At 60.7% G+C, this 25,510-nt stretch carries 23 protein-coding genes; 11 read left to right on the top strand and 12 right to left on the bottom strand.

Features of this window, described 5'->3' with window-relative positions; genetic code table 11:
• Positions 1 to 197 precede the first annotated feature (197 nt).
• The 3 genes from FDY93_RS14385 to FDY93_RS14375 all read left to right on the top strand — a co-directional run bounded on the left by FDY93_RS14385 (position 198) and on the right by FDY93_RS14375 (position 3,846).
• Positions 198 to 725 carry a phosphatase PAP2 family protein gene (locus FDY93_RS14385; RefSeq protein WP_138236452.1) on the top strand — a complete coding sequence of 176 codons (528 nt, stop codon included), beginning with the start codon at positions 198 to 200 and terminating at the stop codon, positions 723 to 725.
• A gap of 48 nt (positions 726 to 773) precedes the next feature.
• Entirely contained in the window at positions 774 to 1,895 is a 1,122-nt protein-coding gene (locus FDY93_RS14380) for an MJ1255/VC2487 family glycosyltransferase (protein WP_138236451.1), read from the top strand.
• A gap of 148 nt (positions 1,896 to 2,043) precedes the next feature.
• On the top strand, positions 2,044 to 3,846 hold the full coding sequence (locus FDY93_RS14375; protein ID WP_138236450.1) for an acyl-CoA dehydrogenase: 1,803 nt from the start codon (positions 2,044 to 2,046) through the stop codon (positions 3,844 to 3,846).
• Positions 3,847 to 3,929: 83 nt separating this feature from the next.
• On the opposite strand, the gene FDY93_RS14370 is transcribed toward FDY93_RS14375, so the two are convergent.
• The 9 genes from FDY93_RS14370 to FDY93_RS14330 all read right to left on the bottom strand — a co-directional run bounded on the left by FDY93_RS14370 (position 3,930) and on the right by FDY93_RS14330 (position 13,215).
• A complete protein-coding gene (locus tag FDY93_RS14370) occupies positions 3,930 to 5,453 on the bottom strand; it encodes a dipeptidase (RefSeq protein ID WP_138236449.1) in 1,524 nt (507 codons plus the stop codon).
• A gap of 127 nt (positions 5,454 to 5,580) precedes the next feature.
• Entirely contained in the window at positions 5,581 to 6,420 is an 840-nt protein-coding gene (locus tag FDY93_RS14365; protein ID WP_138236448.1) for a polysaccharide deacetylase family protein, read from the bottom strand.
• Between the two features lie 134 nt (positions 6,421 to 6,554).
• Entirely contained in the window at positions 6,555 to 7,931 is a 1,377-nt protein-coding gene (locus tag FDY93_RS14360) for an ATP-binding protein (RefSeq protein WP_246068590.1), read from the bottom strand.
• A gap of 4 nt (positions 7,932 to 7,935) precedes the next feature.
• Entirely contained in the window at positions 7,936 to 8,610 is a 675-nt protein-coding gene (locus tag FDY93_RS14355; RefSeq protein ID WP_138236447.1) for a response regulator transcription factor, read from the bottom strand.
• A gap of 72 nt (positions 8,611 to 8,682) precedes the next feature.
• Positions 8,683 to 9,084, bottom strand: coding sequence for a PepSY domain-containing protein (locus tag FDY93_RS14350; RefSeq protein WP_138236446.1), 402 nt, complete (start codon positions 9,082 to 9,084; stop codon positions 8,683 to 8,685).
• A gap of 55 nt (positions 9,085 to 9,139) precedes the next feature.
• Entirely contained in the window at positions 9,140 to 9,721 is a 582-nt protein-coding gene (locus FDY93_RS14345; RefSeq protein ID WP_138236445.1) for a glycine zipper 2TM domain-containing protein, read from the bottom strand.
• Between the two features lie 174 nt (positions 9,722 to 9,895).
• The gene (locus FDY93_RS14340; protein ID WP_138236444.1) at positions 9,896 to 11,251 is read right to left on the bottom strand and encodes an L-cystine transporter; all 1,356 of its coding nucleotides are present in this window, start codon (positions 11,249 to 11,251) and stop codon (positions 9,896 to 9,898) included.
• A 154-nt stretch (positions 11,252 to 11,405) separates the two neighbouring features.
• Positions 11,406 to 11,843, bottom strand: coding sequence for a TlpA family protein disulfide reductase (locus tag FDY93_RS14335; protein WP_171018993.1), 438 nt, complete (start codon positions 11,841 to 11,843; stop codon positions 11,406 to 11,408).
• Positions 11,844 to 11,856: 13 nt separating this feature from the next.
• Positions 11,857 to 13,215, bottom strand: coding sequence for a YihY family inner membrane protein (locus tag FDY93_RS14330; RefSeq protein WP_138236442.1), 1,359 nt, complete (start codon positions 13,213 to 13,215; stop codon positions 11,857 to 11,859).
• Between the two features lie 183 nt (positions 13,216 to 13,398).
• Between FDY93_RS14330 and arsC the strand changes: the two genes are divergently transcribed.
• From arsC to FDY93_RS14290, 8 genes are all read left to right on the top strand, one after another.
• Positions 13,399 to 13,743, top strand: coding sequence for an arsenate reductase (glutaredoxin) (gene arsC, locus FDY93_RS14325; protein WP_138236441.1), 345 nt, complete (start codon positions 13,399 to 13,401; stop codon positions 13,741 to 13,743).
• Positions 13,743 to 14,339 (top strand): NAD(P)H:quinone oxidoreductase, encoded by a 597-nt coding sequence (gene wrbA / locus FDY93_RS14320; RefSeq protein WP_138236440.1) that lies wholly within the window; start codon positions 13,743 to 13,745, stop codon positions 14,337 to 14,339. The genes arsC and wrbA overlap by 1 nt, the downstream gene beginning before the upstream one ends.
• Before the next feature lie 2 nt (positions 14,340 to 14,341).
• On the top strand, positions 14,342 to 14,728 hold the full coding sequence (locus tag FDY93_RS14315) for a DUF2069 domain-containing protein (protein ID WP_246068589.1): 387 nt from the start codon (positions 14,342 to 14,344) through the stop codon (positions 14,726 to 14,728).
• Between the two features lie 57 nt (positions 14,729 to 14,785).
• The gene (gene sppA, locus FDY93_RS14310; protein ID WP_138236439.1) at positions 14,786 to 16,654 is read left to right on the top strand and encodes a signal peptide peptidase SppA; all 1,869 of its coding nucleotides are present in this window, start codon (positions 14,786 to 14,788) and stop codon (positions 16,652 to 16,654) included.
• A 177-nt stretch (positions 16,655 to 16,831) separates the two neighbouring features.
• On the top strand, positions 16,832 to 17,569 hold the full coding sequence (locus FDY93_RS14305) for an RT0821/Lpp0805 family surface protein (RefSeq protein ID WP_138236438.1): 738 nt from the start codon (positions 16,832 to 16,834) through the stop codon (positions 17,567 to 17,569).
• A 281-nt stretch (positions 17,570 to 17,850) separates the two neighbouring features.
• A complete protein-coding gene (locus FDY93_RS14300) occupies positions 17,851 to 18,702 on the top strand; it encodes an HAD-IIB family hydrolase (RefSeq protein WP_138236437.1) in 852 nt (283 codons plus the stop codon).
• Between the two features lie 24 nt (positions 18,703 to 18,726).
• Positions 18,727 to 19,950: a glycosyltransferase family protein gene (locus tag FDY93_RS14295; protein WP_138236436.1), complete on the top strand. Its 1,224-nt coding sequence runs from the start codon at positions 18,727 to 18,729 to the stop codon at positions 19,948 to 19,950.
• A gap of 53 nt (positions 19,951 to 20,003) precedes the next feature.
• The gene (locus FDY93_RS14290) at positions 20,004 to 21,758 is read left to right on the top strand and encodes a sugar phosphorylase (protein WP_138236435.1); all 1,755 of its coding nucleotides are present in this window, start codon (positions 20,004 to 20,006) and stop codon (positions 21,756 to 21,758) included.
• A 174-nt stretch (positions 21,759 to 21,932) separates the two neighbouring features.
• Here FDY93_RS14290 and FDY93_RS14285 read toward each other — a convergent pair whose 3' ends face one another.
• The 3 genes from FDY93_RS14285 to FDY93_RS14275 are packed head-to-tail and all read right to left on the bottom strand — an operon-like array spanning position 21,933 to position 25,431.
• Entirely contained in the window at positions 21,933 to 22,931 is a 999-nt protein-coding gene (locus FDY93_RS14285; RefSeq protein WP_138236434.1) for an HPP family protein, read from the bottom strand.
• Positions 22,932 to 22,944: 13 nt separating this feature from the next.
• A complete protein-coding gene (locus FDY93_RS14280; RefSeq protein ID WP_138236433.1) occupies positions 22,945 to 24,141 on the bottom strand; it encodes an MFS transporter in 1,197 nt (398 codons plus the stop codon).
• Positions 24,142 to 24,156: 15 nt separating this feature from the next.
• A complete protein-coding gene (locus tag FDY93_RS14275; RefSeq protein WP_138236432.1) occupies positions 24,157 to 25,431 on the bottom strand; it encodes an MFS transporter in 1,275 nt (424 codons plus the stop codon).
• Positions 25,432 to 25,510 lie beyond the last annotated feature (79 nt).

The raw sequence follows: 25,510 nt of genomic DNA, 5'->3' as shown, positions 1-25,510 counted from the left end.
TACCCGCCGACGACCCACACCCTGTAGGAGCCTGCCTCGCAGGCGAAAAGCTACGGAGCCTGAACCTTCGCCTGCAAGGCAGGCTCCTACAAGTCCTTACGAAACACCCGAATTAATACCCGCCATCCCGTACAGATTTCACGGATCTGACATATTTCGGTCAAGTCCGCGCAATATTGGCTTCGTACTTTTACCTCATGCGAAGCCTACCTATCACACTGAAAACGGTCGATGTCTCCCTGGTTCTGCGCATGGCGCAGCGAGCGACGCGACCGACATCGCGCAGGAATTACCTGCTGCTGTCCCGGTCTGCCGATGGCTGGTTGTATCTGCTGTCGCCGCTGGCCATTCTGCTGATCGACACGGTGATGGCACTGCAGTTTCTCTACACCTGCGGCGCCGCCTTCGCCATCGAGCGCTCGCTCTACTGGACCATCAAGAACACCACCAAGCGCAACCGCCCGCCGGAAACCATTCCGGGGCTGCGCTCCATCATCATCGCCAATGACCGTTTCAGTCTGCCGTCCGGCCACACCTCTGGCGCCTTCCTGTTTGTGACCATGCTCAGCCAGTGCCTGAACCCGCTGTGGGCGCTGGGTTACTTCTGGGCGGCGGGTGTGGGGACCTCACGGGTGGGGCTCGGCGTGCACTTCCCCACCGACGTGTGCGCCGGCGCGCTGCTCGGCACCTGCGTAGGCTTTGCGGTCAGCGGCGCGTTGCTGTAAGCGGCCAGCGGAAAAAACCCCTTCCCTCTGCTCAATCGGAGAAGCACCTTGAAAATACTCTACGGCGTTCAGGGCACCGGCAACGGCCACATCACCCGCGCGCGCGCCATGGCAGAGGCCTTCCGCCAGTTCCCGGATGTGAGCGTCCAGTGGCTGTTCAGCGGTCGCCCGCCGGAGAAGCTGTTTGCCATGGAAGCGTTCGGCGAGTATTGGTGGCGCGAGGGACTCACCTTTGTGCACCAAGAGGGAAAGATCGACCAGATCGCCACCGCCAGACAACTGAATGTCAGCCGCCTGCTGAAAGACATCCGCGAACTACCGGTGCAGGACTTCGACCTGGTGATCAGCGATTTCGAACCGGTCACCGCCTGGGCTGCGAAAAAACGCAAACATCCGAGCCTGGGCCTCGGCCACCAGTACGCGTTCAACTTCGCCATCCCCACTCCGCGCTTTGGCTGGACGGCCCGCGCCATCATGAAAATGTTCGCCCCGGTGCAGATGAGTCTCGGCATGCACTGGCACCACTTCGGCCACCCGATTCTGCCGCCAATCGCCGAACCGCACGGGCAGAGCGGGTTGGAACAACTGGATCACGTGCTGGTATACCTGCCGTTCGAGCATGCGGAACCGCTGTTACACCAGCTGGCGCAACTGCCCTATTCTTTCATCGTCTACGGCCTGCCGACGGCGCTGCCGGCAGCGGACAATATCGTGTTGAAAGCACCCTCCGTGGAGGGCTTCCGCCATGACGTGGCCACTTCCCGTGCGGTAATCTGCAACTCAGGCTTCGAGCTGATTGCGGAAACCCTCACACTCGGCAAGCCAATCCTCTCCCGCCCGCTCAAAGGGCAGTTCGAGCAGGAGGCCAATGCCATGGCCCTGCAAAAACTGCAGCTGGCAACCGTGGTGGATCAGATGGATGCGGTCACCATCGGCAAGTGGCTGCAGGGCCAGCCGCGCGGTGTGCATGTCGACTGGCCGGACGTGGCGGCCACTCTGGTGCAGTGGATTGCCGATGGCCGCAGTGAAAGCCCGCAACAGCTGTCCTCCCGTCTGTGGGCGGGGGTTGCGCCCGACCGCACCGGCACCCGCAGGAAAACCACCCCGGAAACCCGACCCGCGCCACCGGTACAGGACATCGACGGAATCAAGGGCAGCGAAGGTACCTGACAAGCTCCGCGCTCCATTTCAGACTGGCTTTTCAGGGATGGTCACTGATTGCCAATAGATCAGTGACCATTACCTGAAATGTCATTGCCCGCTCTCTTCCCACTGCCTACTCTGATCCGCTTCCTATAACACCAGAAGCGGAGTGGTTATGAGCGAACAGTATCTGAAAGACCGGGATATCGAGTTCCTGCTGTACGAATTTCTCGATACCGAGGCATTGCTGCAGCGCCCCCGCTACGCCGAGCATTCCCGGGAAGTGTTCAACGCGACCCTCGACACCGCCAGAACCATCGCGGAAAAATACTTCGCCGACCACTACACCAAGGGCGACGCTTGCGAACCCACGTTCGACGGTGAAACCGTCACCCTGATCGAGGAAACCCACAAAGCCTGGCATGCGTTCGCCGAGGCCGGTTTCCTCGCCGCCCACTACGATTTCGACGAGGGTGGCATGCAACTGCCGGAAGTCATCCTGCGCAGCGCCATGGCCTACATCAACGCCGCCAATGTGGGCACCGCCGCCTACCCGTTTCTCACCCTGGGCGCGGCAAACCTGGTGCGCAGTTTTGCCAGCGAAGACCTCAAAAATACCTATCTGCCGCCAATGATGGACGGCCGCTACGCCGGCACCATGGCACTGACTGAGCCGGACCAGGGCTCCGCCCTCGCGGACATCCGCACCACCGCCACGCCAGCGGAAGACGGCAGTTATCGCCTGCGCGGACAGAAAATGTTTATCTCCGGCGGCGACCAGTCCATCACCGAAAATATCGTGCACATGGTATTGGCGCGCATCAAGGACGCGCCGCCCGGGGTCAAGGGTATTTCCCTGTTTCTGGTGCCAAAATTTATTCCAGCGACCGACGGCGCAGCACCGATCCGCAACGATGTGCAGCTCGCCGGCCTGCTGCACAAGATGGGGTACCGCAACACTACGTCCACCGTGCTGAGCTTCGGCGAAAGCGGCGGCGCCGTCGGATACCTGGTGGGAGAACCGCACAAGGGTCTCAGCTACATGTTCCAGCTGATGAACGAAGCCCGCATCGGCGTCGGCACCGGTGCGGCAGTGCTCGGCTACCGCGGTTACCAACACGCCTTGCAGTACGCAAAAGAGCGCCCGCAGGGTCGCCTGCCTTCCAACCGCGATCCGCAGTCGAAACAGGTCCCCATCATCCAGCATGCAGATGTGCGGCGCATGTTGCTGATGCAGAAAAGCTATGTGGAAGGCGGCCTCGCCCTCTGCCTCTACGCGTCTTCACTGTTCGAAGATGCCCACAGCGCGGAAACCGAAAATGAGCGGCAGCAGGCCGCGGAACTGCTGGACCTGCTCACCCCCATCGTCAAATCCTGGCCGTCGAAATACTGCCTGAAAGCCAATGACCTGGCGATCCAGGTACTCGGCGGCTCTGGCTATATTCGCGAATACCCCCTCGAACAGCTCTACCGCGACAACCGCCTGAACCCGATTCACGAGGGCACCGAGGGTATTCAGGCCATGGACCTGCTGGGGCGCAAAGTGCCCGCAAAAGGATTGGCCGGTTACCAACTTCTCGCTGGAGAAATCGGCAAAACCCTCGCCGCCTGTGCCGACAGTGACGAACTGAACGCACTGGCGCAACGTCTCGGCGACGGCCTCGGCAGGCTCAACAGCACAACCGAAATTTTACTGGGGCAGATGGCTGCGGACGCCGATCTGGGGCTCGCCAATGCCGCACTGTATCTCGACGCCTTCGGCCGCGTGGTGGTGAGCTGGATCTGGCTGCGCCAGGCCCTGATCGCATCGCGCCGCCTGAACACAAACCTCAGTGAGAACGAAGAGAATTTCTACCGCGGAAAGCTGCAGGCCGCGCGCTTCTATATCGAATGGGAATTACCGGAGATAGAACCGCAGCTGACACTGTTGGAAGCCGGCAACCGCGTGCCGTTTGAGATGCAGCGGGACTGGTTCTGAGCCAGCCTCCGCAAAAAAAACCATTAAAAAAGGGACTGAAATTTCAGTCCCTTTTTTATTGATGGAAACACTCTGGCGAAGACCTACAGATTAGCGATTTCGATCATCATCGCCGTATACATTTTCAGGTTCAGGCGCAGCTGATCCACGGTGATAAACTCGTGCTCAGAGTGGCCGGTGTAGGCTTTGCCCGGCATCGACGGGCCAAAGCTGACCGCATTCGGCAGCAGCTTGGCATTGGTGGAACCGCCAATCGATACCGGGCCCGCATCTTTGATACCGGTGAAATGACGGAACACCTTCAATAGCGGTTCCACCTGCGGCGCATCATCCGCGCGGTAGGGTTCACCGAGATGCACACCCACTTCCGCCATCTGGATTCCGGTCTGTTTCTGCCAGTTATCGAGGGCACTGCGGATCTGCTTGTCCAGCAACTCGGCGGACTTGCCGGTGGGACGGCGCAGGTTCAGGTGGCTGGTGAGCCCCTTGTCGTCGGCCTTCACCATGGTCAGGGCGCCGGTCATCGGTCCCATAAAGTCGTCGCGGTAGGCAATGTCGCCGAACTGCTCAGCGACAATGCCGGTGCCGACCAGGTCGTTGATGTAGCGCACCATGGCGCCGGCGGCATTGGCTGGCCAATCTTGGTTGCCCAGCGCATCCGCCAGGAAAGCAATGGCATTGATACCGTGTTCCGGTTCGGAACTGTGAGTGGCCACACCGCGGGCGGTGATTTGCAGCACGCCGTCGTTTTGCGCGAACTCGAATTTTACCTGCGGATGTGCCGCTGCGCGCGCGCGGATCGCCTTCTCCAACTCCGCGGTCGGATTGACGATACTGGCATGGGCCTCGTCCGGTACCTGGCTGCGGAAATAGCCACCGTGGAACTCGCTCAGGTAGGGCTTGTTCTTGTCCGCCACCGCGGCATCGGCAAAGGTTGCGCGCACTTCACTCCAGCCCTTCTCTGCGGTTACCACCGGGTAATTGGCGTCGATGGTGATGTTATAGGCCGGCATGTCGTAATCTTTCAGGAACGCTTCCAGCGGGCCCCAGTCGGACTCCTCGGCCAGGTAGACAATCAGCTCCACGCGCCGCTGCATCGGCACGCCTTTATCTTTGATCGCCTTCATCGCATAAAGCGCGGTGGCGATTGGCCCCTTGTCATCCTCGCTGCCGCGGGCGATCAACTTGCCCGGTTCGCTGGTGCGATCCAGCTCAAACGGGCTTTTCTTCCACTTGGCCGGATTGGCCGGCTGTACATCGCCGTGGGTGACGATACCGATTTTCTCCTCACCCTGGCCCAGCGCCACGATCACCACGTAGCCGTGGTCCTCGCACTCAAGCCCCAGGTCCCTGGCGGTACCGCACAAAGTGCTTTTGAAACCGGTAAATTCGGGGTTCTTTTCCAGCGGCAGGTCTTCCCGCGCCACGGTCTTGAATTTCACCAGTTCGGCGAGGGTATCGGTCATCGCCGTCTCGTAGCGCTTTACCGCATAGTCTGCGGTGTTCTGCGCTTCCGGCGAAACATTCGCCACCGCAACCAGCGGACTGAGCAACAGCGGAGCTGTAATCCGCGCAACTTTGGATCGGAATTTCACAGGGTACTCCAGGAGTCGGGAAAAGGCGCATTGTACCTCCCGAGCGCTGCCAAATCCTGCACAACGCGGTGCGGCGATCGGCCGCTGCGACCTACCGAAAGACAGAACCCGAACGCGGAGAAGACTGTACCCTGCAACCTTACAACGACTGCCGCACCTGCTCCCGCTTCAGGTGTGCAACCGCCTCCTCCATGGTGGCCACCCAGTAGCGCTCCGGGTGTGCCGCCAGGTGTTCCACCAGCGCCTTGTGTGCCTCGGACGATACGGTGATGTAGTCGCCGCCCACGCCGTGGAACATAAAGCCCACCAGACTGTGGTTTTCCCGCGCGGCTTCCACCACGGCAATCAGTTCTTCCGCATTTTTTTCCGCGCCGTCGAAGGACGCTATGCGGTAAAAGTCGCGGTCACTGATTTTGTGCTGGCCATCGTCGGAGAATAGCCGCGCAGCGGGGACGAGTTTTTTCAATTCGGGGATCACATCTTCGCCACCGGCGATCATGTCGCCACAGGGATAGGCGAAGGTACGCTGTTTCCTGCCGTCGATGGCTTCGAGCATGCTGTTGGTGGCCAGCACCTCGTCCACGAACTGTTCCAGGGTGTAGTTATCCAGGTCCTGCCAGGGTTTTACCCAGCTGCGGTTGGAGAGGGACTTGCGGCACGGGTGGTAGAGCATGTGATTGCCCAGTTCATGCCCGCGCTGGGCGGCGCGGCGCCATTCGTGCAGGCGCATGCGGATGGATGGGCGAGCGCCGCTTAAATAAAACGTGCCGGGCAGTTTGTGTTCGTTCAGTTGGGGGATGGCGATGTCCAGATGGGAGTCCAGTGCATCGTCGTAGGTGAGCACCACCGCCACTTCCGCGCCGCCGGGCCAGGGGGATTTGAGCTCTGCTGCGGAGGATGTGGTGGCGACGGCTGCCAACATGGCGACGAATACGGACAGCGCATTGCCAGAGCGTTTCCTGAATGGTTGTAAAAACATAAAACGTCCTTTTTATTTTTTGAGTTATCTCAGAAATGCCATTCGCGTCACCCTCACGAGCGCGGGGTCCAGCCTCTGGATTCCCGCATGCGCGGGAATGACGAGGTAGAGAGATGCCTGTTTGGTTCTATTCGTTACAGCGTAACCCGCAGGGTGAGTCCCCCGAGGTCCACATCACCGCGTTCCTGTGCGGGCATTATGGCAATCCTGCCGTGGTAACTCTCCACAATATCCACCACTACCGCAAGTCCGATGCCCTGCCCCTGCTGTTGCTGGTCGGCACGCACGCCGCGCTGGATTACCTGTTGCCATTGGGCGTCCGTAAGCCCGGGACCGTTGTCCGCCACCACGATTTCCAGCCCGCGCTGATCATCCGTGTTGGCGATTTTCGCCAGCAATTTTCCACCGCCGTATTTGTAGCCGTTGTCCAGCAGATTGCCGAGCATCTCCATCAGGTCGCCCTCGTCGCCGTAGAACAGCACCGAGTCGTCGCACAGCAGTTCTGCGTCCACGTGCTTTGTGCGGTAGACCTTGTCGAGAGCGGTGAGAATTTTTTCTGCAAGCGGCTTTACTGCCACCCCGCGCAGGATGGACTTGGGCGAGCTGGCGACGGCGCGCTTCAGCTGGTAGCTGATGATGCTGTCCATGCGCTGCACCTGCTCTGCCAACGCAATCTGTGCGGATTGCGGATCGGCAGCCAGATCCATGCCTTTCAGGACTGCCAGCGGCGTTTTCAGGCTGTGGGCGAGATCGCCGAGGGTGTGACGGGTTTTCTCCCGCTGGCGGCGCTCGTTCTCAATCAGCAGGTTGAGGTTGTCGGTAAGTGGCACCAGTTCCCGCGGGAAGTTGCCCTGCAGCGTATCACTGCCCCCCTGCTGCATGTCTTTCAGTGCGTGTGCCACGCGCCGCAGCGGCGCCAGCCCCCAGCGCAGCACCAACAGCTGCACCGCGATCAGCGCCAGTGCGCCGATACCGAGCCAGCGCCACAGGGTATCGCTGAACTGTTGCACCTGGGCGTGCAGCGGTGCCGCGTCCTCCAGAATCACAAAAGTGAACTGCAGCTCGCTGTCGAGCCCCCAGGCAATACCCTGGCGGAAACTGCTGAAGCGGGTGTCGAGCCCTGGCAGCTGGAGCTCGGCAAACGCCTGCTGCCCCTGGCGCAGAGGCAATGGCAGCGGCATGGTGGAGAAGTTGGGCAGGCTGAGCGCGGACTGGGAGCGCCAGATCACCCGGCCGCGGGAGTCCATCACCGCGCCGATCAGGCCGGAATCCGGCTGGTTGAAGCGCTGTTCGGGCAGGTTGAACGGCAGGTGCAGACTGTCGCCGTCGGGCTCCGCGACTACTAGCAGGGTGTAGATATAAGCTTGCAGCTCGCGCACCTTGGCCTCGTCCAGTGAGGTGCGGTACGCGCGCTCGAGCACGCCGGAGAGCACCACCAGAAACACCAGCAGTACCAGCGTGGCCATCAGCGAAAGACGGCCAGAAAGGGAGTGCAGCCAGCGGGTCAGCAACGCATCAGCTCACAGCGGAAAAGCGGTAACCACGCCCGCGCAGGGTTTCGATGGGTTTCACCCCGCCGGCAGCGTCCAGTTTTTTGCGCAGGCGGCCGATGAAGACCTCGATCACATTACTGTCGCGGTCGCAGTCCTGCTCGTAGATGTGCTCGGTGAGCGTGGTTTTCGACACCACTTCGTCCGGGTGCAGCATCAGGTACTCGAGCACCTTGTACTCGAACGAGGTGAGTTCCAGCTCACTGCCGGAGACCTTTACCCGCTGGGCGCTGGTGTCGAGCTCAATGGGGCCTGCGTTGATGGTTGGGGAGGAGAATCCCGCGGAGCGGCGCACCAAAGCGTTGAGGCGCGCCAGCAGCTCCTCGGTGTGAAACGGCTTGGTGAGATAGTCATCGCCGCCTGCTTCCAGACCTCGCACCCGCTCCTGCCAGTGGCCGCGGGCGGTAAGGATCAGGATGGGAAAATGACGGGACTCCTTGCGCAGGGTCTCGATCACGGCAATGCCATCGATTTTAGGCAGGCCGAGGTCCATGACGGCCACGTCGTAGGGGTATTCACGCCCCAGGTACAGAGCCTCTTCGCCGTCCGGTGCTTCGTCCACGGTGTAACCGGCCTTGCGCAGGGAAGCGGCCAGCTGCTCCCGCAGGGCGAATTCATCTTCCACCAGCAGTGCGCGCATAAAAATTCCTCTGTTGCTATTGTGTGGAGCGTGAGTGTGGAGCGTGAGTGCGGAGTGTGAGTCCGAGCGGCATTAGCCCGAAATCTGTCCGGTCTCTTTATCCACGTACACCACATAGACCTGGCTTTTGTCGGAAAGCCCCTTAACCCGATACATGGTGCGGCCGTTGCGCTGCACTTCGCTGATCGCCAGGATCTTGCCGCCGTAGCGGCGCTTCACCAGGGAGGCCGCCTGGTCGCGGGAGATGCCTTTGTTCTGCATGCGAATACTGGCCAGCGGCTGTACTTTGCCAGCGTGGCGCTCCATCTGCACCCGCGGCAGCGGATTGCGCTCCCCCGGGTGTCCGCCAACCTGCACACCACCAACGGACGGCCCGGCGTACAACGGCGCGGCCAGTAGCGCCGCCAGCAGGCCGGTCACCAATAGCATCGCCGCTTTTACCTTTGAGGCTCTGGGGGTAGCGGGAAGTTTCACAATGCAGCTCCTGTTATTCCGAAAGCAATGACGTGTGAACGCCGGTCAGCATCCATCACAACACCGGCGTCACATCTACACGAACCCGGATTCTATCCCCAGGATGCTGGTTGGTGCGAATCAGATATGTCTGGCCGTTGTATTGGTAGTTGACGTCGTACCCCACCAGCTCGCGGCGGGTGTTGACCTGTTCCACCACCTGGCAGCGCTGCTCGGTACCGTACTGCACCGGCGCATTGTGACTGCTGATGGCATTGCCGACCACCGCGCCCACCGCGGCGCCGGCTACCATTCCCGCACCTTTATTGCCGCGGTGGTAGTGGCTGTGACGTCCCCAGCCATGGCGGTAACCCCGCGCCGCATCACGCCCGACCGCTGCACCGATCAGGCCGCCAATAATGGCGCCCGCGGGGGAAGGTTGGCGATAGGTGACGGTTTGATCCCAGCACTGGGTGCGGGGCTCAACCACCTGAATATCGTTGTAGACCGGCGTGACGGCGGTGACGGTGGCGTAATCGTAGCCATCGTGTGGATAGTAACCGCTGTCGCCGGCGGAGGAATGTGCGCTGAGGCCCACCAGACAGGCGGTGAGGCCGATCAGGCCCAGCTGCTTGCAGAGATTGTGGATATTGACCATGTGACGTGCTCCCTGAGACCGAACCGGTTGGGTGGTTACCCATCTCGCGTTGACCTTTTGACCTTTTGACCTCTTGGCCTATGGGAGCACTTTAGGATGGGCAGGCTGAATCCTTCCTGAACTCGGGGAAGCTTTTCGACCGCTGTGGTGCCTTCGCACCGGAAAAAACGCGGCTCAGGCCGGCGCGACCTCTGCGCCATTTCCCAGCCAGCGCTGGGTCAGGGTGCCGGCGGTCATCGCCCCATTCACATTCAGCGCGGTGCGCGCCATGTCGATCAGCGGCTCGACGGAAATCAGCAGTGCGGCGATCTGCACCGGCAGTCCCATGGTGGGCAGTACCACCAGTGCGGCAAAGGTAGCACCACCGCCGACGCCGGCAATACCGAAGGAGCTTATTACAATCACCGCCACCAGCGATGCCAGCCACATAGGATCGAACACGTTGATCCCCATGGGCACCGCCACCATCACCGCGAGCATCGCCGGGTAAATGCCAGCGCAGCCGTTCTGGCCAATGGTGGCGCCGAAGGAGGCGGAGAAGTTGGCGATGGCCGGGGAGTTTTTCAGCTCGTCGATCTGGGTTTCCACATTCAGCGGAATGGTCGCTGCGCTGGAGCGGGAACTGAAGGCAAACACCAGCACCGGCCACACCTTGGCGAAATAGTGCAGCGGGCTGATACCGTTCACCAGCAGCAGCAGCGCGTGCACCACAAACATCAGGGCGATGGCGACAAACGAGGCAGCAACAAAGCTGAACAGATTGAAGATATCCGCCCAACTGGATTTGGCCACCAGCGCCGTCACCAACGCCATCACACCGTAGGGCGTGAAGGCCATGATCAGGCGCACCAGTTTCATGACCCAGACCTGGGCGATGGTGACAAACTGCTCGATGGCTGCCCCCTGCTCGGGATTTTCGCGGCGCACCGCCAGCGCCGCCAGCCCCAGCAGTACCGCGAAAATCACTACGGCAATCACTGACGTGTCGCGCTGGCCGGCGAGGTCCGCAAAAATATTGCGCGGGATAAACGAGGTGAGAATTTGCGGAAGGCTGAGATCGCTGACGCGGCCAATGCGCTCGTTCAGTACTTCGACCCGCGCGGCTTCGCGTGCGCCTTCCACCAGCCCTTCCGCCGACAGACCGAACAGGTGGGCAATCACCACACCGACCAGCGCGGCGACGGCCGTGGTACCGAGCAGTACCGCCAGTACCGATGCGCTGATCTTGCCAAGATCACTGGTATGGCTGACCCTGACCACCGCAGAGAGAATACACACCAGCACCAGTGGCATCACCAGCAGGTGCAGCAGATTCACATAGCCCTCGCCCACCAGACTGATCCAGTCGAGCACAAATGGCAGATTCACCCCCCAGCCTTCCGCCAGATGCATGAAACCGCCAAACAACACCCCCAGCAGCAGACCGGCAAATACCGCCGGCGCCAGCGAATGGCGGCTGCGGTGCCAGCGCGCAAGAGGCCACATCAGGAAAAAGTAGAATGCGAGGAGAAGCAGTGCACTCAATTGCATTGGATTTGAGTCCGGATTTTCAGAATTTGCCGCCAGAAAACTGTCCGCATCCTAACAGCTGGCACCTTTCCCCCAAAAAGACACTTTGGTTATAGCGCTAGAAGTGAAATTCCAGCTTAGTGCGGCACAAGAAACCCTGCCGTGCTTTGCCGGCTCAGTTCTGCACTTGCGCGACGGCCTCCGCGAGCGATTGTGCCGTCTGTGGTCCCACCAGAGTCCGCCGCCACTGGCCGCTGGCATCGATGATAAAAGTAGACGGTAGCACCTGCGGCATGGCCTGGCCCCAGCGGCCTGCCGGAGCCTCTGCCAGCAGCGGAAATTCGATGGCAAATTTGTCCGCCTGTTGCTGCACCTGCTCGGCGGGCAGCTGATCGAAATTGATCCCGAGTACCAGCACCTTATCGCTGTGCTCGCGATAGAACGCATTCAACTCGGGAATCTCCTCGCGGCACGGCGCGCACCATTCGGCCCAGTAGTTCACCAGCAGGATCTTGCCCTCGGTGCGCAGCGGCTTGCCGTCGAGGGACTGCAGTGCGTCGCGGCCACTTTCACACCCGCCGAAAAAGGACGCGGCGAGTGCGAGTATCAGCACAAGGGAAAACTGTTTACGAGTTGGCGGTACGGCTCGAGGACTTGGCGCGGGCATTGCGGCTGTTTCCTTTGCTGGCTGATTGGTTGTCTTTGTTGTTTTCTGGTGCCGGCAGCTCTTTGGTATCCGCCACCGGTTCCACGGACTTCTCCAGCATTTCCTTGGCCATGGACTCGCGAAACAGATCGCCGAGGCTTTGGGAGAGGTGCTCGTGAGCGTAGTCCCGCGCCTCGCGAAAGCGAGCGTCCACTTCGCGAAACCAGGCGCGCGCCTGCAGTTCGCGGTGGCCACTCTCCGGCACCGGTGCAGGGTGCAGCCAGTCGACCATCTGTTCGAGGGTAATGGAATCCAGATCCCGCACCAGCACGTAGTCGTTGCGGTCGGTCTGCGCGATCACCTTGTGGGACTGCAGTATTTCGCGGATACGTCGCCACTGCACGGGGCGGATGCCCGCGCGGGAAATATCCTGCTCACTCACCGGCAGCCCCCTCTGGTAATTGCTGAAAAATTTCGACATCAGCGCCAGGGTCGCCACCAGATCTGAATAATTGCGGCCCTGCGCGGCGGCATGGTACACCGACAGCGTGCGCACCAGCACACAGCCCGCCAGCACGATCATCCACATGGTGTAGATCCAGATCAGAAACAGCGGCACAAACGCGAAGGCACCGTAAATCGCCTGCACCGAACTGCGCGACACGATGGCACCAAACACATACTTCGCCGCCTCGAACGCCACTGCGGTAATCACACCACCGGCGAGCCCATGCTTCAGTCGCACCCGGCAATTGGGCACCGCCACAAACAGCAGAGTGAAAGCGACCGCAGTAAAGATGAACGGAAGCACCCGCAGCACAACGGGCAGCACGCCGAGACTGTCGTTCTGCGCGAGGACTTTCTGCGAGAACAGATAGGTGGTGGCGGCCATGCCGGCGCCGAGCAGAATCGGCCCCAGGCTCAGGATGGCCCAATACAGCAGGAAACTGGAAACGCCTTTGCGCCCACGGGGGATATCCCAGATCGCGTTGAAGGTATTTTCGATGTTCTTCAGCATGAAGCCCGCGGTCAGCAGCAGTATGGCGATCCCGGCGCCGGTCAGCCGCTGGGCCTGCACGGAAAAGTTGTTGATGTATTCCTGCACTTCGCGGCCACTCTCGGGCACGAAGTGGGAAAAAATCTGTTGCTGGATCCTGCTCTCGAGACCGGCGAAATCCGGGAACAGCGACAGCATGGCGTAGCTCACCGTTACCAGCGGCACGATGGCGAACAGGGTCATGTATGTGAGGGCGGCGGCGTTCTGTCGGCAATTCTTTTCGTTGAAAACCGTCCACAGGGAAAAAAAGAAGCGACGCCAGCGGTGCACCATTTCAGTCATGGGTCTTCTCAGTTTGTTATACGACTTGTTATACCAATTGTTATAAAGCGGCCACCGCCGGATTCTTCGCTGAATCCTGCGGGGAAAACCACGCAGTTTGTGTAGAAAGTACGCCATACCTCAGCGTAGACGACCAACAGCAGGCTGTTAGAATACGCCAAACCGTAACAGGATGCCCTTTCGATGTGGACGATCTACCATAACCCCCGCTGTTCAAAATCCCGCCAAACCCTGCAACTGCTGCAGGACAACCAGATTGAACCGGAGGTGGTGCTCTACCTGGAAACCCCGCCGGATGCCGACACCCTGAAAACCCTGCTGAAAAAGCTCGGTATCCGTGCCCGCGACCTGCTGCGCAAAGGCGAAGACGCCTACAAGGAACTGAACCTCGGCGACACCAGCCTTGGGGACGATGCGCTGATCGCCGCCATGGCGGCAAATCCCAAACTTATCGAGCGCCCCATCGTGGTTAAAGGAAATACCGCGGTGCTCGGCCGCCCACCGGAAAATGTGCTGGAACTCATCTAATGTCGCCTGAGCCCTATGTACTCATTCTTTACTACAGCCGCAATGGCGCCACCGCCAAAATGGCGGCAGAGCTCGCTCGCGGCGTAGAAGAAGCCGGCCTGACCGCGCGTCTGCGCACTGTGCCGCCGGTTTCCCCGGACACCGAAGCCAGCCTGCCGCCAGTGCCCGACAGCGGCGCAACCTACTGCAGCGCCGAAGACCTGCGCCACTGCGCCGGCCTGCTGCTCGGCAGCCCCACCCGTTTCGGCAATATGGCCGCGCCCCTGCGCTACTTCCTCGACCAGACCAGTGACATGTGGCTCGACGGCAGCCTCACCGGCAAACCCGCGGCGGTGTTCACCGCTACCGGCAGTCTGCACGGCGGCCAGGAAAGCACGCTTATTTCGATGATGCTGCCACTGCTGCACCACGGCATGCTGATCGCCGGCATCCCTTACTCCGAAGCCGCACTCATGCACACCACCACCGGGGGCACCCCTTACGGAGCCTCCCACTGGGCGGGCAGTGGTACCAGTGACCTCAGCCGCGACGAAATTGTCCTGTGCCGCGCCCTCGGTACCCGTGTCGCCGATCTGGCACAGAAACTCGGAGACTGAACGTGGCCAAACAACCCAAAGCCATCGACACCGCGCAGGTCGCGCGCAAACTGGACATTGCCAGAAAACTCAACTGGATCTGCTACAGCGGTCTTCTGCTACTGTTCGCGGTGTGGAATCTCTTTCTGGACGGTTCCCTAAAATGGTGGCTGCTGCAGACTATCCCGCTATTGCTGGTATTGCCGGGTATGCTCAAACGCCGGCAGCGCAGCTATTTGTGGCTGTGCTTTATCCTGCTGCTGTACATCACCGCCGGAATCGTCGACGTAATGATGCCCACACGCGGTTGGCAGCATGGCGTACTTACCGCCCTCAGCCTTATCCTGTTTGTTTCCGCGATGATGGCCAGCCGCTGGCAAGTGCAGTTGCAAAATGCGAAAGCCCGGTAGCAGTACCGCCACAAGACTCAATGAAAATACAACAGACCGACAACAAGGAGTTCAGGTTTGACTGAATCAACACATCGCCGCGGCCCCATGCGCCGCTTTTTCGGTGCCATTGGCGGTGGCATCACCTGGTTGCGCCGGGTGTTTACCAACCTGTTGTTCCTGTTGCTGTTGCTGTTTATCGGCATCGCCATCTTCGGCGGTGAAGAGCGTATCACCGTTCCCCAGGGCGGCGCCCTCAAAGTCGCACCCGGTGGCTATCTCGTGGACGAGCTGAGCCAGCCCAGCGGCGTGCCCGCCTTCCTCGGCGGTCCATCCACCCCACCGGAAACCCGCGTCAAAGACCTGGTAGACGCCATCGACCACGCCGCCAACGACAATCGCATCGCCGCACTGGTCCTGGAGCTCGACTATCTGGGTGGAGCCAGCCTCAGCAAGCTCGAAGAAGTCGGCGAAGCCGTCCTGCGCTTCAAGGCCAGCGAGAAGCCGGTCTACGCCATTGGCGACAACTTCACCCAGGGCCAGTACTTCCTCGCCAGCTATGCCGACAAGGTCTACATGAACCCCATGGGCTCGCTGTTGCTGATGGGGTTCGGCAGCTACCGCAACTACTTCAAGAGCGCCCTGGACAAGCTGAAGATCAACTTCCATGTCTTCCGCGTGGGCGACTACAAGGATTTCATCGAGCCTTACACCCGCGACGACATGTCCCCCGCCTCGCGGGAAAACAACAGCCGCTGGCTGCACCAGCTGTGGACCGAGTACACCGAGCAGGTGACCGGCCTGCGCAACCTGCCGCCGGAGTCCATCGACAACTACATCGCCGACCTGCCCTCGCTTATGCGCGCGGAAGGTGGCAGCTGGGCGGACGCTGCACTCGCCAACAAATTCGTCGATAAGCTGCTCACCCGCCGCGCCGCCGTCGCCGAGGTGCAGGAGCTGGTGGGTGTGAGCGAAGCCGACAAAACCCAGTACAAATCCATCGACGCCATGAATTACCTGCGTCACACCAAACTGGCGAACCTGCCGGACCCACGCAAGCAAAGCGACAAGATCGGCCTGATCAGTGCCGCCGGCGCCATCGTGGATGGCGAAGCGCCCGCCGGGCAGATCGGCAGCGACACCCTGGGCAAGCTGATTGCCGAAGCGCGCGAGAAAAAAGTGAAAGCGCTGGTATTGCGCATCGATAGCCCCGGCGGCTCCGCCTTCGCCTCCGAGGCCATTCGCCAGGAACTGCTCGCCACCCGCGAGGCCGGCATCCCGGTGATCATTTCCATGGGCAGCGTGGCGGCCTCCGGCGGCTACTGGATTTCCGCCGGCGGCGATCGCATCTGGGCATCGCCTTCCACGATTACCGGTTCCATCGGTGTGTTCGGCGCTTTCCCCACGTTCGAGGAATCTCTCGAACATCTGGGTATCTTTAATGACGGCGTCGGTACTACCGAACTCGCGGGCACTATGCGCATCGACCGCGCGCTGCCGGAAACCGCTGCCGACATTCTGCAACAGGGGGTGGAACACACCTATGCGCAGTTCCTGCGCCTGGTGGCGGAAGCCCGCAACAGCACCCCGCAGGAAATCCACGAGATCGCCCAGGGCCAGGTATGGACCGGGCGCATGGCGCACGAACTGGGGCTGGTGGACGAGCTTGGTAACTTGCAGGACGCCATTGCCGACGCCGCGCAGATCGCCAACCTGGAAAAATACGAGGTGCTGGAAATCCAGCGCGAACTGACCCCGAGTGAAAAGCTGATGCGCGCGCTGGCAGAGAATGTGGACGCGAGAATCGCCGCCAGCGTGGAGCAGAATCTGCCGCTGGGCGCATGGCTAAGCAGCCTGCAACCTGCGCTGCAACCCTTTGCAGAACTGAAAACCTTCCGGGATCCGCGGGCACTGTATGTGCGCTGCATGAGCTGCGTCGCACCCTGATCCCATCCAATTTGCACCCGCTGCCGCCATCGGCGCCGGCGGGTGCACAATTACCTCCCCCCTCTTCCACACTCCCGTAACCGATGATCCGGAACGTAGACCGATTCACTTACGGTTCAGACGGCGATTGATAGTATTCACGCCAGTTAGATAAGTAACCGTGACCGGAAACCAACAATGAAAGCACTCTCCACTGCCATCGCCGCCCTGCTGTGCGGCAGTCTGTCCATGTCACTGTACGCCGATCCCCCCGAGGGCCGCGGCTGGAAGAAACACGACAAGCACCACAAACATGAACACAAGGAAGAGTTCTGGGATGGCAACTGCAAGGTAGAGCGCAAGTGGAATAGCAAGGGCGACTACAAAGAGGAGCGCACCTGCCGGGCGCCACGCTATGCCGACCACCACCATCACCACGACCAACAGCCGCGCGTCGTGGTTCTGCCCCCCTGGTTCAACCAGCAGGCCCCGGAACCGGAATACCGCCCGGAATGGCGCCCGACAACGCAAACCTCCGGCACCGGCTGTAACAGCAACAAGGTTGGCAGCGTACTCGGCGGACTCATCGGCGGCGTGATTGGCCATCAGATCGGCGACGGCCGCGGCAATACCGCGGCGACTATCGGCGGCGCCATTGCCGGCGTACTGATCGGCGGCGAAGTCGGTCGCCGCATGGACCAGCGCAACCAGGCCTGCCTCGCGCAGGCACTGGAGTTTGCACCGGAGGGGGAAACGATCAGCTGGCAGAACGCGCAGGGCGGCGAGAATTACACCGTCATCCCCGGCGCCGTGGAACAGCGCGGTGACCAGTACTGCCGCTCCTTCACCGCCGCCTACGATGCCAGCGGAGATTCCCGCAGCTCCCAGGGAGTCGCCTGCCGCCGTCAGGACGGAACCTGGGTCCGCGCCAACTGATCCCTGATCCGTGCCGCCGGCCCTGCGCCGACGGCACGGATTTGCCCATTTATCACCCAGTAGACCGCCCCCCAAAACGGTGCACCAGATTGGTTCGCCGACCGCATCCCGCCCTGACAACATCCCCACACTGAAGCACGAAAGCAAAAATCCGGCGCCAATCCTCCCGCCGCAGGCACCGCTGTGGCTCACTTTCCCGCGACTGGCACTATTTTTGGATTACTCAAGGATAACGACGCACAGTTTCGTGGCGTCGACGATGAACCAACACGCGGACAAGAATGACGCAAGCAATACAGTCCCAAGCGCAGTGGCTGATCGCCACCGACCTGGACGGCACCCTGCTCGATCACTACACCTATTCCCACAGCGCGGCGGACAGCACGCTGCGACAACTGGAAGCGGCCGGTATTCCGGTTATTTTGAACAGCAGCAAAACCCGCGATGAGATGCTCAACCTGCGGCAGTCCCTGCACAACCGCCACCCGTTCATTGTCGAAAACGGCTCGGCGATTTTTATTCCCCAGGGCTATTTTCCGCACATGCCTGAGACCGCGGTTGAAAATTCCGGCTACTGGGTTCTGGAGCCCGGGGCACCGCGACGTCGCATCCTCGAATTCCTTCGTATCGACAGCGAGCAGCACGGTGCGCCCTATCTGAATTTTGCCGCCGCGACGCCGGCGGACATTGTTGCCGCCACCGGCCTCACATACGCGCAGGCGGAAAAAGCCAACCGGCGCGACTACTCCGAGCCGCTGCTGTGGCAAGGGAACGAGTCGCAGAAGCGCGCATTTATCGCCCGCGCCAACGCCGCCGGATTTTCCACCCTGCAGGGCGGACGCTTCCTGCATGTGCTCGGCCAGACCGACAAGGGCGCGGCCACGACCTTGCTGAAAAACATCTATCAGCGCTACAGCGAGCGCGCGTACCGGCTGATTGCCAGCGGCGACGGTCCCAACGATCTCGACATGCTGAAGGCGGCGGATATCGCTGTCCTGGTGCGCTCCCCGGCCCACCCGCCGCCGCAGCTGACCGGGCACCCGGACCTCATCGTCAGCCGCAACACCGGCCCACAGGGTTGGGCGGAAGCGATTCAGCACATCCTCTCCCGCCGGGCTCAGATTCCGAAATAACGCACGCAAAATAGGAAGCACAACGTGACCGACTTTTTTCAGAATGGCGACATCACGACCCTGCACAACCTGTCCAACCGCAGCCTGGAGGATATGGAGTCTGACCTCCTGCGATTCTCACAGCAGCGCCCCATGTCACTGCTACTGCCTTCGCTTTACTCGGAGCTGAAAGGCGAAGCACTGCCGCGTATCCTCGAAATTCTCGCCGAGGTGCCCTACCTGTCCGAGATTGTGATCGGTCTCGACCGCGCCGACGAATCCCAGTACCGCGACGCGCTCAAACAGTTCAGCGTGCTGCCGCAGCATGTACGTGTGCTGTGGAACGATGGCCCCCGCCTGCGCGAACTGGACGCACAACTGCAGCGCGACGGGCTCGCGCCCAAGGAGGCCGGAAAAGGCCGCAACGTGTGGTACTGCCTGGGTTACATTCTGGCGTCGCGCCGCGGCGAGGCCATCGCCCTGCACGACTGCGACATCGTCACTTATGACCGCATGATGCTGGCGCGACTGTTCTATCCGGTAGCCAATCCCAACTTCAACTACGAATTCTGCAAGGGGTTTTACTCCCGCGTGGCCAACGGCAAGATCAACGGCCGCGTCTGCCGCCTGCTGGTCACGCCGCTGATCCGCACCCTGAAAAAAATCTACGGGCACACCGCGTATCTCGAATACATGGACAGTTTCCGCTATTCCCTGGCCGGGGAATTCTCCTTCCGCCGCGACGTAATCAACGATCTGCGCATTCCCAGTGACTGGGGGCTCGAGATCGGCGTACTGTCGGAAATGCACCGCAATTACTCCACCAATCGCCTGTGCCAGGTGGACATTGCCCATGCATACGACCACAAGCATCAGGATGTGTCCTTCGACGACGAACACGGCGGACTGTCGAAAATGTCCATCGACATCGCCAAGTCCTTTTTCCGCAAACTCGCCACCCAGGGCACGGTGTTCTCTTCGGAAACCTTCCGCAGCATCAAGGCCACCTATTTCCGCGTCGCGCTGGATTTTGTCGAGACCTATCGCAACGACGCCATCATCAATGGCCTGAATTTTGATATTCACAAGGAAGAGCAGACAGTGGAGCTGTTTGCCAGCAATCTGGTGAAGGCCGGCCAGGCGTTTCTGGAAAACCCGATGGAAACGCCGTTTATTCCCAGTTGGAACCGCATCACCAGCGCCGAGCCCGCTTTTCTGCAGCAGCTGATGCACGCGGTGGAAGCGGACTACGAGGAATTCAACAACTGACGTTTCCATATCAACCACCGTAGAACAAGAACAGAGTTGGACCAGGGGGGACCATGAACAACAGCAACGCACATTTGCCGATCCGGGAGGTATTGCACCAAAAGGTGGTGGACCATCTCCGCTTCATCTACCCGCAGATGGAAGTGGAACCCATTGCCCATGAACTGACCCGGCTGATGCGCCTCGACGAGGACTGCCAGCACCCGCTCGCGCACAAGAATCTGTGGGACCAGACGGATATCGCGGTCATCACCTACGGCAACAGCATCCTGAGTGACAACCAGCCGCCGCTGAAGACCCTGCACCACTTTCTGCAGGCGCACTTCCCCATGCTGATCAACACCGTGCACATCCTGCCGTTTTTCCCCTATACCAGTGACGATGGCTTTGCGGTCTCCGCCTACAAACAGGTGGATCCGGCACTTGGAGACTGGAGCGATATCCTGCGCATCAGCACCGACTTTCATCTGATGGCAGATCTCGTCATCAACCACTGCTCGGCACAACACGACTGGTTTATCAACTACCAGCAGGGCGCAGACCCAGGCAGCGATTTCTTTGTGGAGGTAGACCCGGATGAAGATCTCAGCAAGGTGGTGCGCCCGCGGGTGACACCGCTGCTGCGCGCCACCACCACCCCAACGGGCACGAAACATGTGTGGTGTACCTTCGGCCACGACCAGATCGACCTCAATTTCGCCAACCCGAAGGTGCTGGCAAAAATCGTCGATATCATTCGCCTCTATCTGGACATGGGCGTACGGATTTTTCGCCTGGATGCGGTGGCGTTTATCTGGAAAAAACTCGGCACCAACTGCCTGAACCTGGAGGAGACCCACGAGATCGTGCGCCTGCTGCGCACGCTGATCGAACACGCCAACCCCAACGCGGTGATTATTACCGAGACCAATATTCCCAACCGGGAAAACCTCTCGTATTTCGGCAACGCCAATGAGGCGCACTGCATCTACAACTTCTCGCTGCCGCCGCTGCTGGTCAACACTCTGGTGACCGGTAACTGCCGCTACCTGAAGAACTGGCTGATGAGCATGCCGCCAGCCCAGAACGGCACCACCTATTTCAATTTCATCGCCTCCCACGACGGTATCGGCCTGCGCCCGGTAGAAGGCTTGCTGGATGACAGTGAGCAGGAAGCGCTGATCCAGACCATGGAAAATTTCGGTGGACAGATTTCCTGGCGCGCGCTGGACGACGGCAGCAGCAAACCGTACGAAATCAATATTTCACTGATTGACGCGTTGAAGGGCACCACCGCAGGGGAAGATGATTGGCAGCTGCCGCGGTTTATCTGCGCGCACGCGATCATGCTCGCACTGGAGGGGATTCCGGCGTTTTACCTGCACAGTCTGGTGGGTACCACCAACGATTACGAGCGTATGAAAGAACACGGCCACAACCGCGCCATCAACCGCCGCCAGTGGCAGGAACTGGAATTGAATAAGAAACTGGCGGACCCGGACAGCCACCACCACCGGGTTTTCCACCAGCTGCGCCGGCTGATCCAGCTGCGCCGCGAGCAGCCCGCCTTTCACCCCAACGCCACCCAGTTCACCCTGCATCTGGGGGATCAGATTTTCGCTTTCTGGCGCCAGAGTCAGGACCGCCGCCAGAGCATATTCTGTCTCAACAATATCTCCGACCAGACGCAGACGGTGTCACTCAATGCCATCAATCTGATCGGCACGGATCAGTGGAAAGACCTCGTCAGCAACGCGGTGTTCGACGATATGCTGGCGACGGTGACACTCGATCCTTACCAGACGATGTGGATCAGTAATCGGTGGTGAAAGAGAAAAAAAGTTTAGTGGCGGTGACGCTACCGGGGACAGCTTTGCGAGACACGCCGTGAACCCATCCATAGGGGCTCTTCCGCGAGGTCCCTCTCGCGGAAGGTCTCGCAAAGCTGTCCCCGCTATCGCCACCTTCTCGGAAAGTATTCCGAAATTAAAAGGCCTGAGAATTTAGTCGGGGTGTTCTTCGTCGATGCTTTCGGCGGACTTTACCCAGTGGCCGTTTCTCAGGGTCACTTCGAAGCGCGCCCAGCGGCGGAAGTCGTCGCGCAGGCAGATTCCGGTATCGTAGGAACCGTCACCCGCCAGCACCTTGTAGATCACGCGATCCTGCACCGGCGGCGGCTCCATGGATTCGTCCACCACCTGGCGTACGCTCCACAAGCGCCCCAGTTTGCCATTGCTGTAACAGCGCCCCGCGATGATTTCTTTCGGGTGCACCACATTGCGCTCCGCATGCTGTTTGGCGAGTTCCAGCAGCTCCGTCAAACCCTCTGCGGTGATGTCCACAAAGGAGTCCTGCTCCTGGATGGCCGCGGCAAAATCTTCCTGGGTGATTTCCGTTTCCCGGTCGGAGGGTTCTGCGGTGACGACCGGCTTTGCGCGTCGGCCCAGATGCACCGGGTAACGCCGCCAGGAAAACAGGCTGTTGAACAGCACCGCCACCAACAGGATCAACAGCACATTGGTGAAAATCGGCACCAGTAGAAAATTGAACCCCAGCTGGTACACCGCATCGCCACCGGTCACCGCGGTGAGTGCAGTGGCGCCACCGGGTGGATGGATACATCGCAGGTAGTACATGGCGGCCACCGCACTGCCAACGGCAACGCCGGCGGCCAGGGTCTGGTGAGCGATCAGTTTGTGGCAGATCACACCGATCAACGCGGAAATCAGGTGCCCGCCCACCAGTGCCCAAGGCTGCGACAAGGCGCCGTGGGGCACCGCGAACAGCAGCACCGCGCTGGCGCCCATGGAGGCGATGATGAAAAAACTGGTGGATATGTCGATCAGCCCCGCGCTCAGGGCGCGCTGGGTGGCCCAGAACACACAGGCAATCGCCAGTGCCGCACCCAGCGCGGAGATAAGTTTTTCGCGGTGGCTGGTGTTGTTTCTCTCGATGCCGAGATAAGCGCGAAGCTCGTGAAAAAAGCCCAAGTAATCCCCCATAAAACCGGTTCTTTTACGCTGTCGCGCCGGGCGCAGCCACCCTGCCCCAGCGCACTTCATTGCCCGCCGCCGGCAACGCCGGAATATTCTGGGCCAGCAGCAGTGAGCCCGCGGCCATGGCCGCGCCACACCAGAACACCGCCGCCGGCGATACCAGCCACATCAGGCCGAACGCCACCGGGATGATCACCGCGGCGATGTGGTTGATGGTGAAGCTCACGGCGGCCGATGAAGCGATGTCCCGCTCGTCGACAATTTTCTGAAAATAGGTCTTGATGGCGATGGCCATAGAGAAGAACAAATGGTCGATGATGTAGAGCACCGCCGCGGCGGTGGCGGTTTCCACCAATGCGTAACCGCCGAACACCACAATCAGGCCGATATATTCCACCGTCAGCGCGCGGCGCTCGCCAAAGCGCACGATAAAGCGGCCGATCTTCGGCGCCAGGTACAGGTTCAACAGGTGGTTGGCAATAAACAGCTGCGCCACTTCAGCCACGCTGTAGCCGAACTTTTCCACCATCAGGAAGCCCGCAAACACCACAAAAATCTGGCGGCGCGCGCCGCTCATAAAGGTGAGCGCGTAATACAGCCAGTAGCGTTTGCGCAGGATGATTTTCTTGTGCTGTACATGGGGTTGCGGAAACGCCGGAAATGCCAACCACAGCGCAGCCACCAGCAACACGGTAAGCCCGCCGCCGATCAGGTAGATCCAGGTGTAATCCAGCTGCAGTTTTTCCGCCGCAAGCCACACCAGGCCATAGGCCGCGAGCGACGCAAAAGAACCCGCGGCCATGATCCGCCCGAGCCAGATTGCCGAGGTCTCCTTCGGCAACCACTGCAGCGCCAGCGAAGTTTTCAGCGCTTCGTAGTAGTGGAACCCCACGGACATCAGCAGCGTGGTGCACAACAGCCCAAGGGTGGAGGGAAAGAACCCGGTAATCGCCACCCCGGCGCCCGTCGCAATCAGTGAAATAAATGCGAGGCGCTGCTCCCGCACCAGCAGCAGTACGAACACCACGGTAAAGGCGAGAAAGCCCGGGATTTCCCGCACGCTCTGCAGCAATCCGATTTCCGCTCCCGTGAACTGCGCGCGCTCGATCACGAAATTGTTCAGCAGCGCCTGCCACACACCGAACGAGAGCGGCATGGCGAGGGCCAGCAACAACAACAGGATTTCAGGGCGGCGCCATTGGAGGGATTTCAGCATGGTTTGAGGCTCGTCCTAGGGTTGTGAGTGGGGGTCGTGTTCTGTAGAAGAGTCACCGCGCTGCAGCGTCAGTCCGCGCAGTGCGCCGCTGTACCAGGCCAGTGCAAAGGCGATGAGGCTGAAGATCCCCGCCCACAACAGAGTGGTGAGCGGCGCGGAAAATTCGCTGATGGCGCCAGCGGCCAGCGCGCCGATGGCGGCGGAGCCGAACAGGGACAACTGGTAGATCGAAATAATGCGGCTGCGCACTTGCTCTGGCGCCAGCAGCTGGACAATGGCACGCCCAAGCCCGGCGGAGGCCGCGGCCACCGCCCCCCAGCAGGCGCACAGCAACATCAGGCCGAAGGGCGTGGGGCCAAAACTGATAGCTATCAACAGCGCCGCGCTGTAGAGCAGGCACATCAGCACACCGCGCCCGGGCTGATCCCCCTGCCCCCGCCGCAGCATGGCGACGGTGGCAATTACGGTGCCCACCACAAACGCGATCTGCAGGCTCGCGTAGTAGCTGGCGCCGCGGCCGTAACTGTCTGCCATCAGCGGCAGCACTACCAGGAATACGCCGATATGCACCAGGCCGTTGAAACCCACCAGCAAAACCAGCTCAAGGATCGCGCGGCTTTTTTTCACTTCCGCAAATCCCTCCAGCAGTGCCGAGGGCAGTTTCTGTGCAATGGATTCCGGCGCGGGGCCGTGATGCCGGATGGAGATGAATAACAGTGCGGCGATGGCGAGGGCGCCCACCTGAATCAGCAGCAGCGGCTCCGCGCCCCAGAGGTCGAAGCGACTCGCCAGCAGCATGCCCACCGCCTGCCCACCGTACTGGGCCAGCATCATCCAGGTAACCGTGTGCTGGACCCGGGCCTCGCTCAACCTGGCGGTGCCATCTTGCGGTGTGCGCGCACAGCGATGCACCAGATTGTCCCGCGCCGGCTGCAGGAAGGCGGTGAAGATGCCCAGGCTGACACCATAGGCGAGCAACAGCACCAGGTTCGGTAACCGCTCCAGCAGATATATGGCCAGCAGCGCGTGGCATAACGCCAGCCCCACGCAGGACAGCGCCGCCACCCGCGCCGCGTCGAAACGGTCGGCGAGCGCGCCGCCAAACAGCAGGAACACAAGGTTCGGCAGCAGTACCGAGGCCTGCACCCAACCCAGCTGCAGGGCCGGCAGGTCCACCAGGGAAACCGCAATCCACGGCAGCAGAATCACCTGCAGGCCGGTGGCCAGGGAAGTGCCGCTGTAGCCGAAAAGAAAAGTTCGCAGTCTTGCCGCCAGTGCGGGAAATGCCATTACAGAATCCGGGATCGGGTTTACACGCTACGCCGGTGCAGCGTTTCGGGCTGCTAGGGAGCCGCCCGAGGGGGCGCTA

Source organism: Microbulbifer harenosus, assembly GCF_005771435.1.
Lineage (GTDB): Bacteria > Pseudomonadota > Gammaproteobacteria > Pseudomonadales > Cellvibrionaceae > Microbulbifer > Microbulbifer harenosus.
This window is presented reverse-complemented; position numbering and strand designations above follow the sequence as displayed.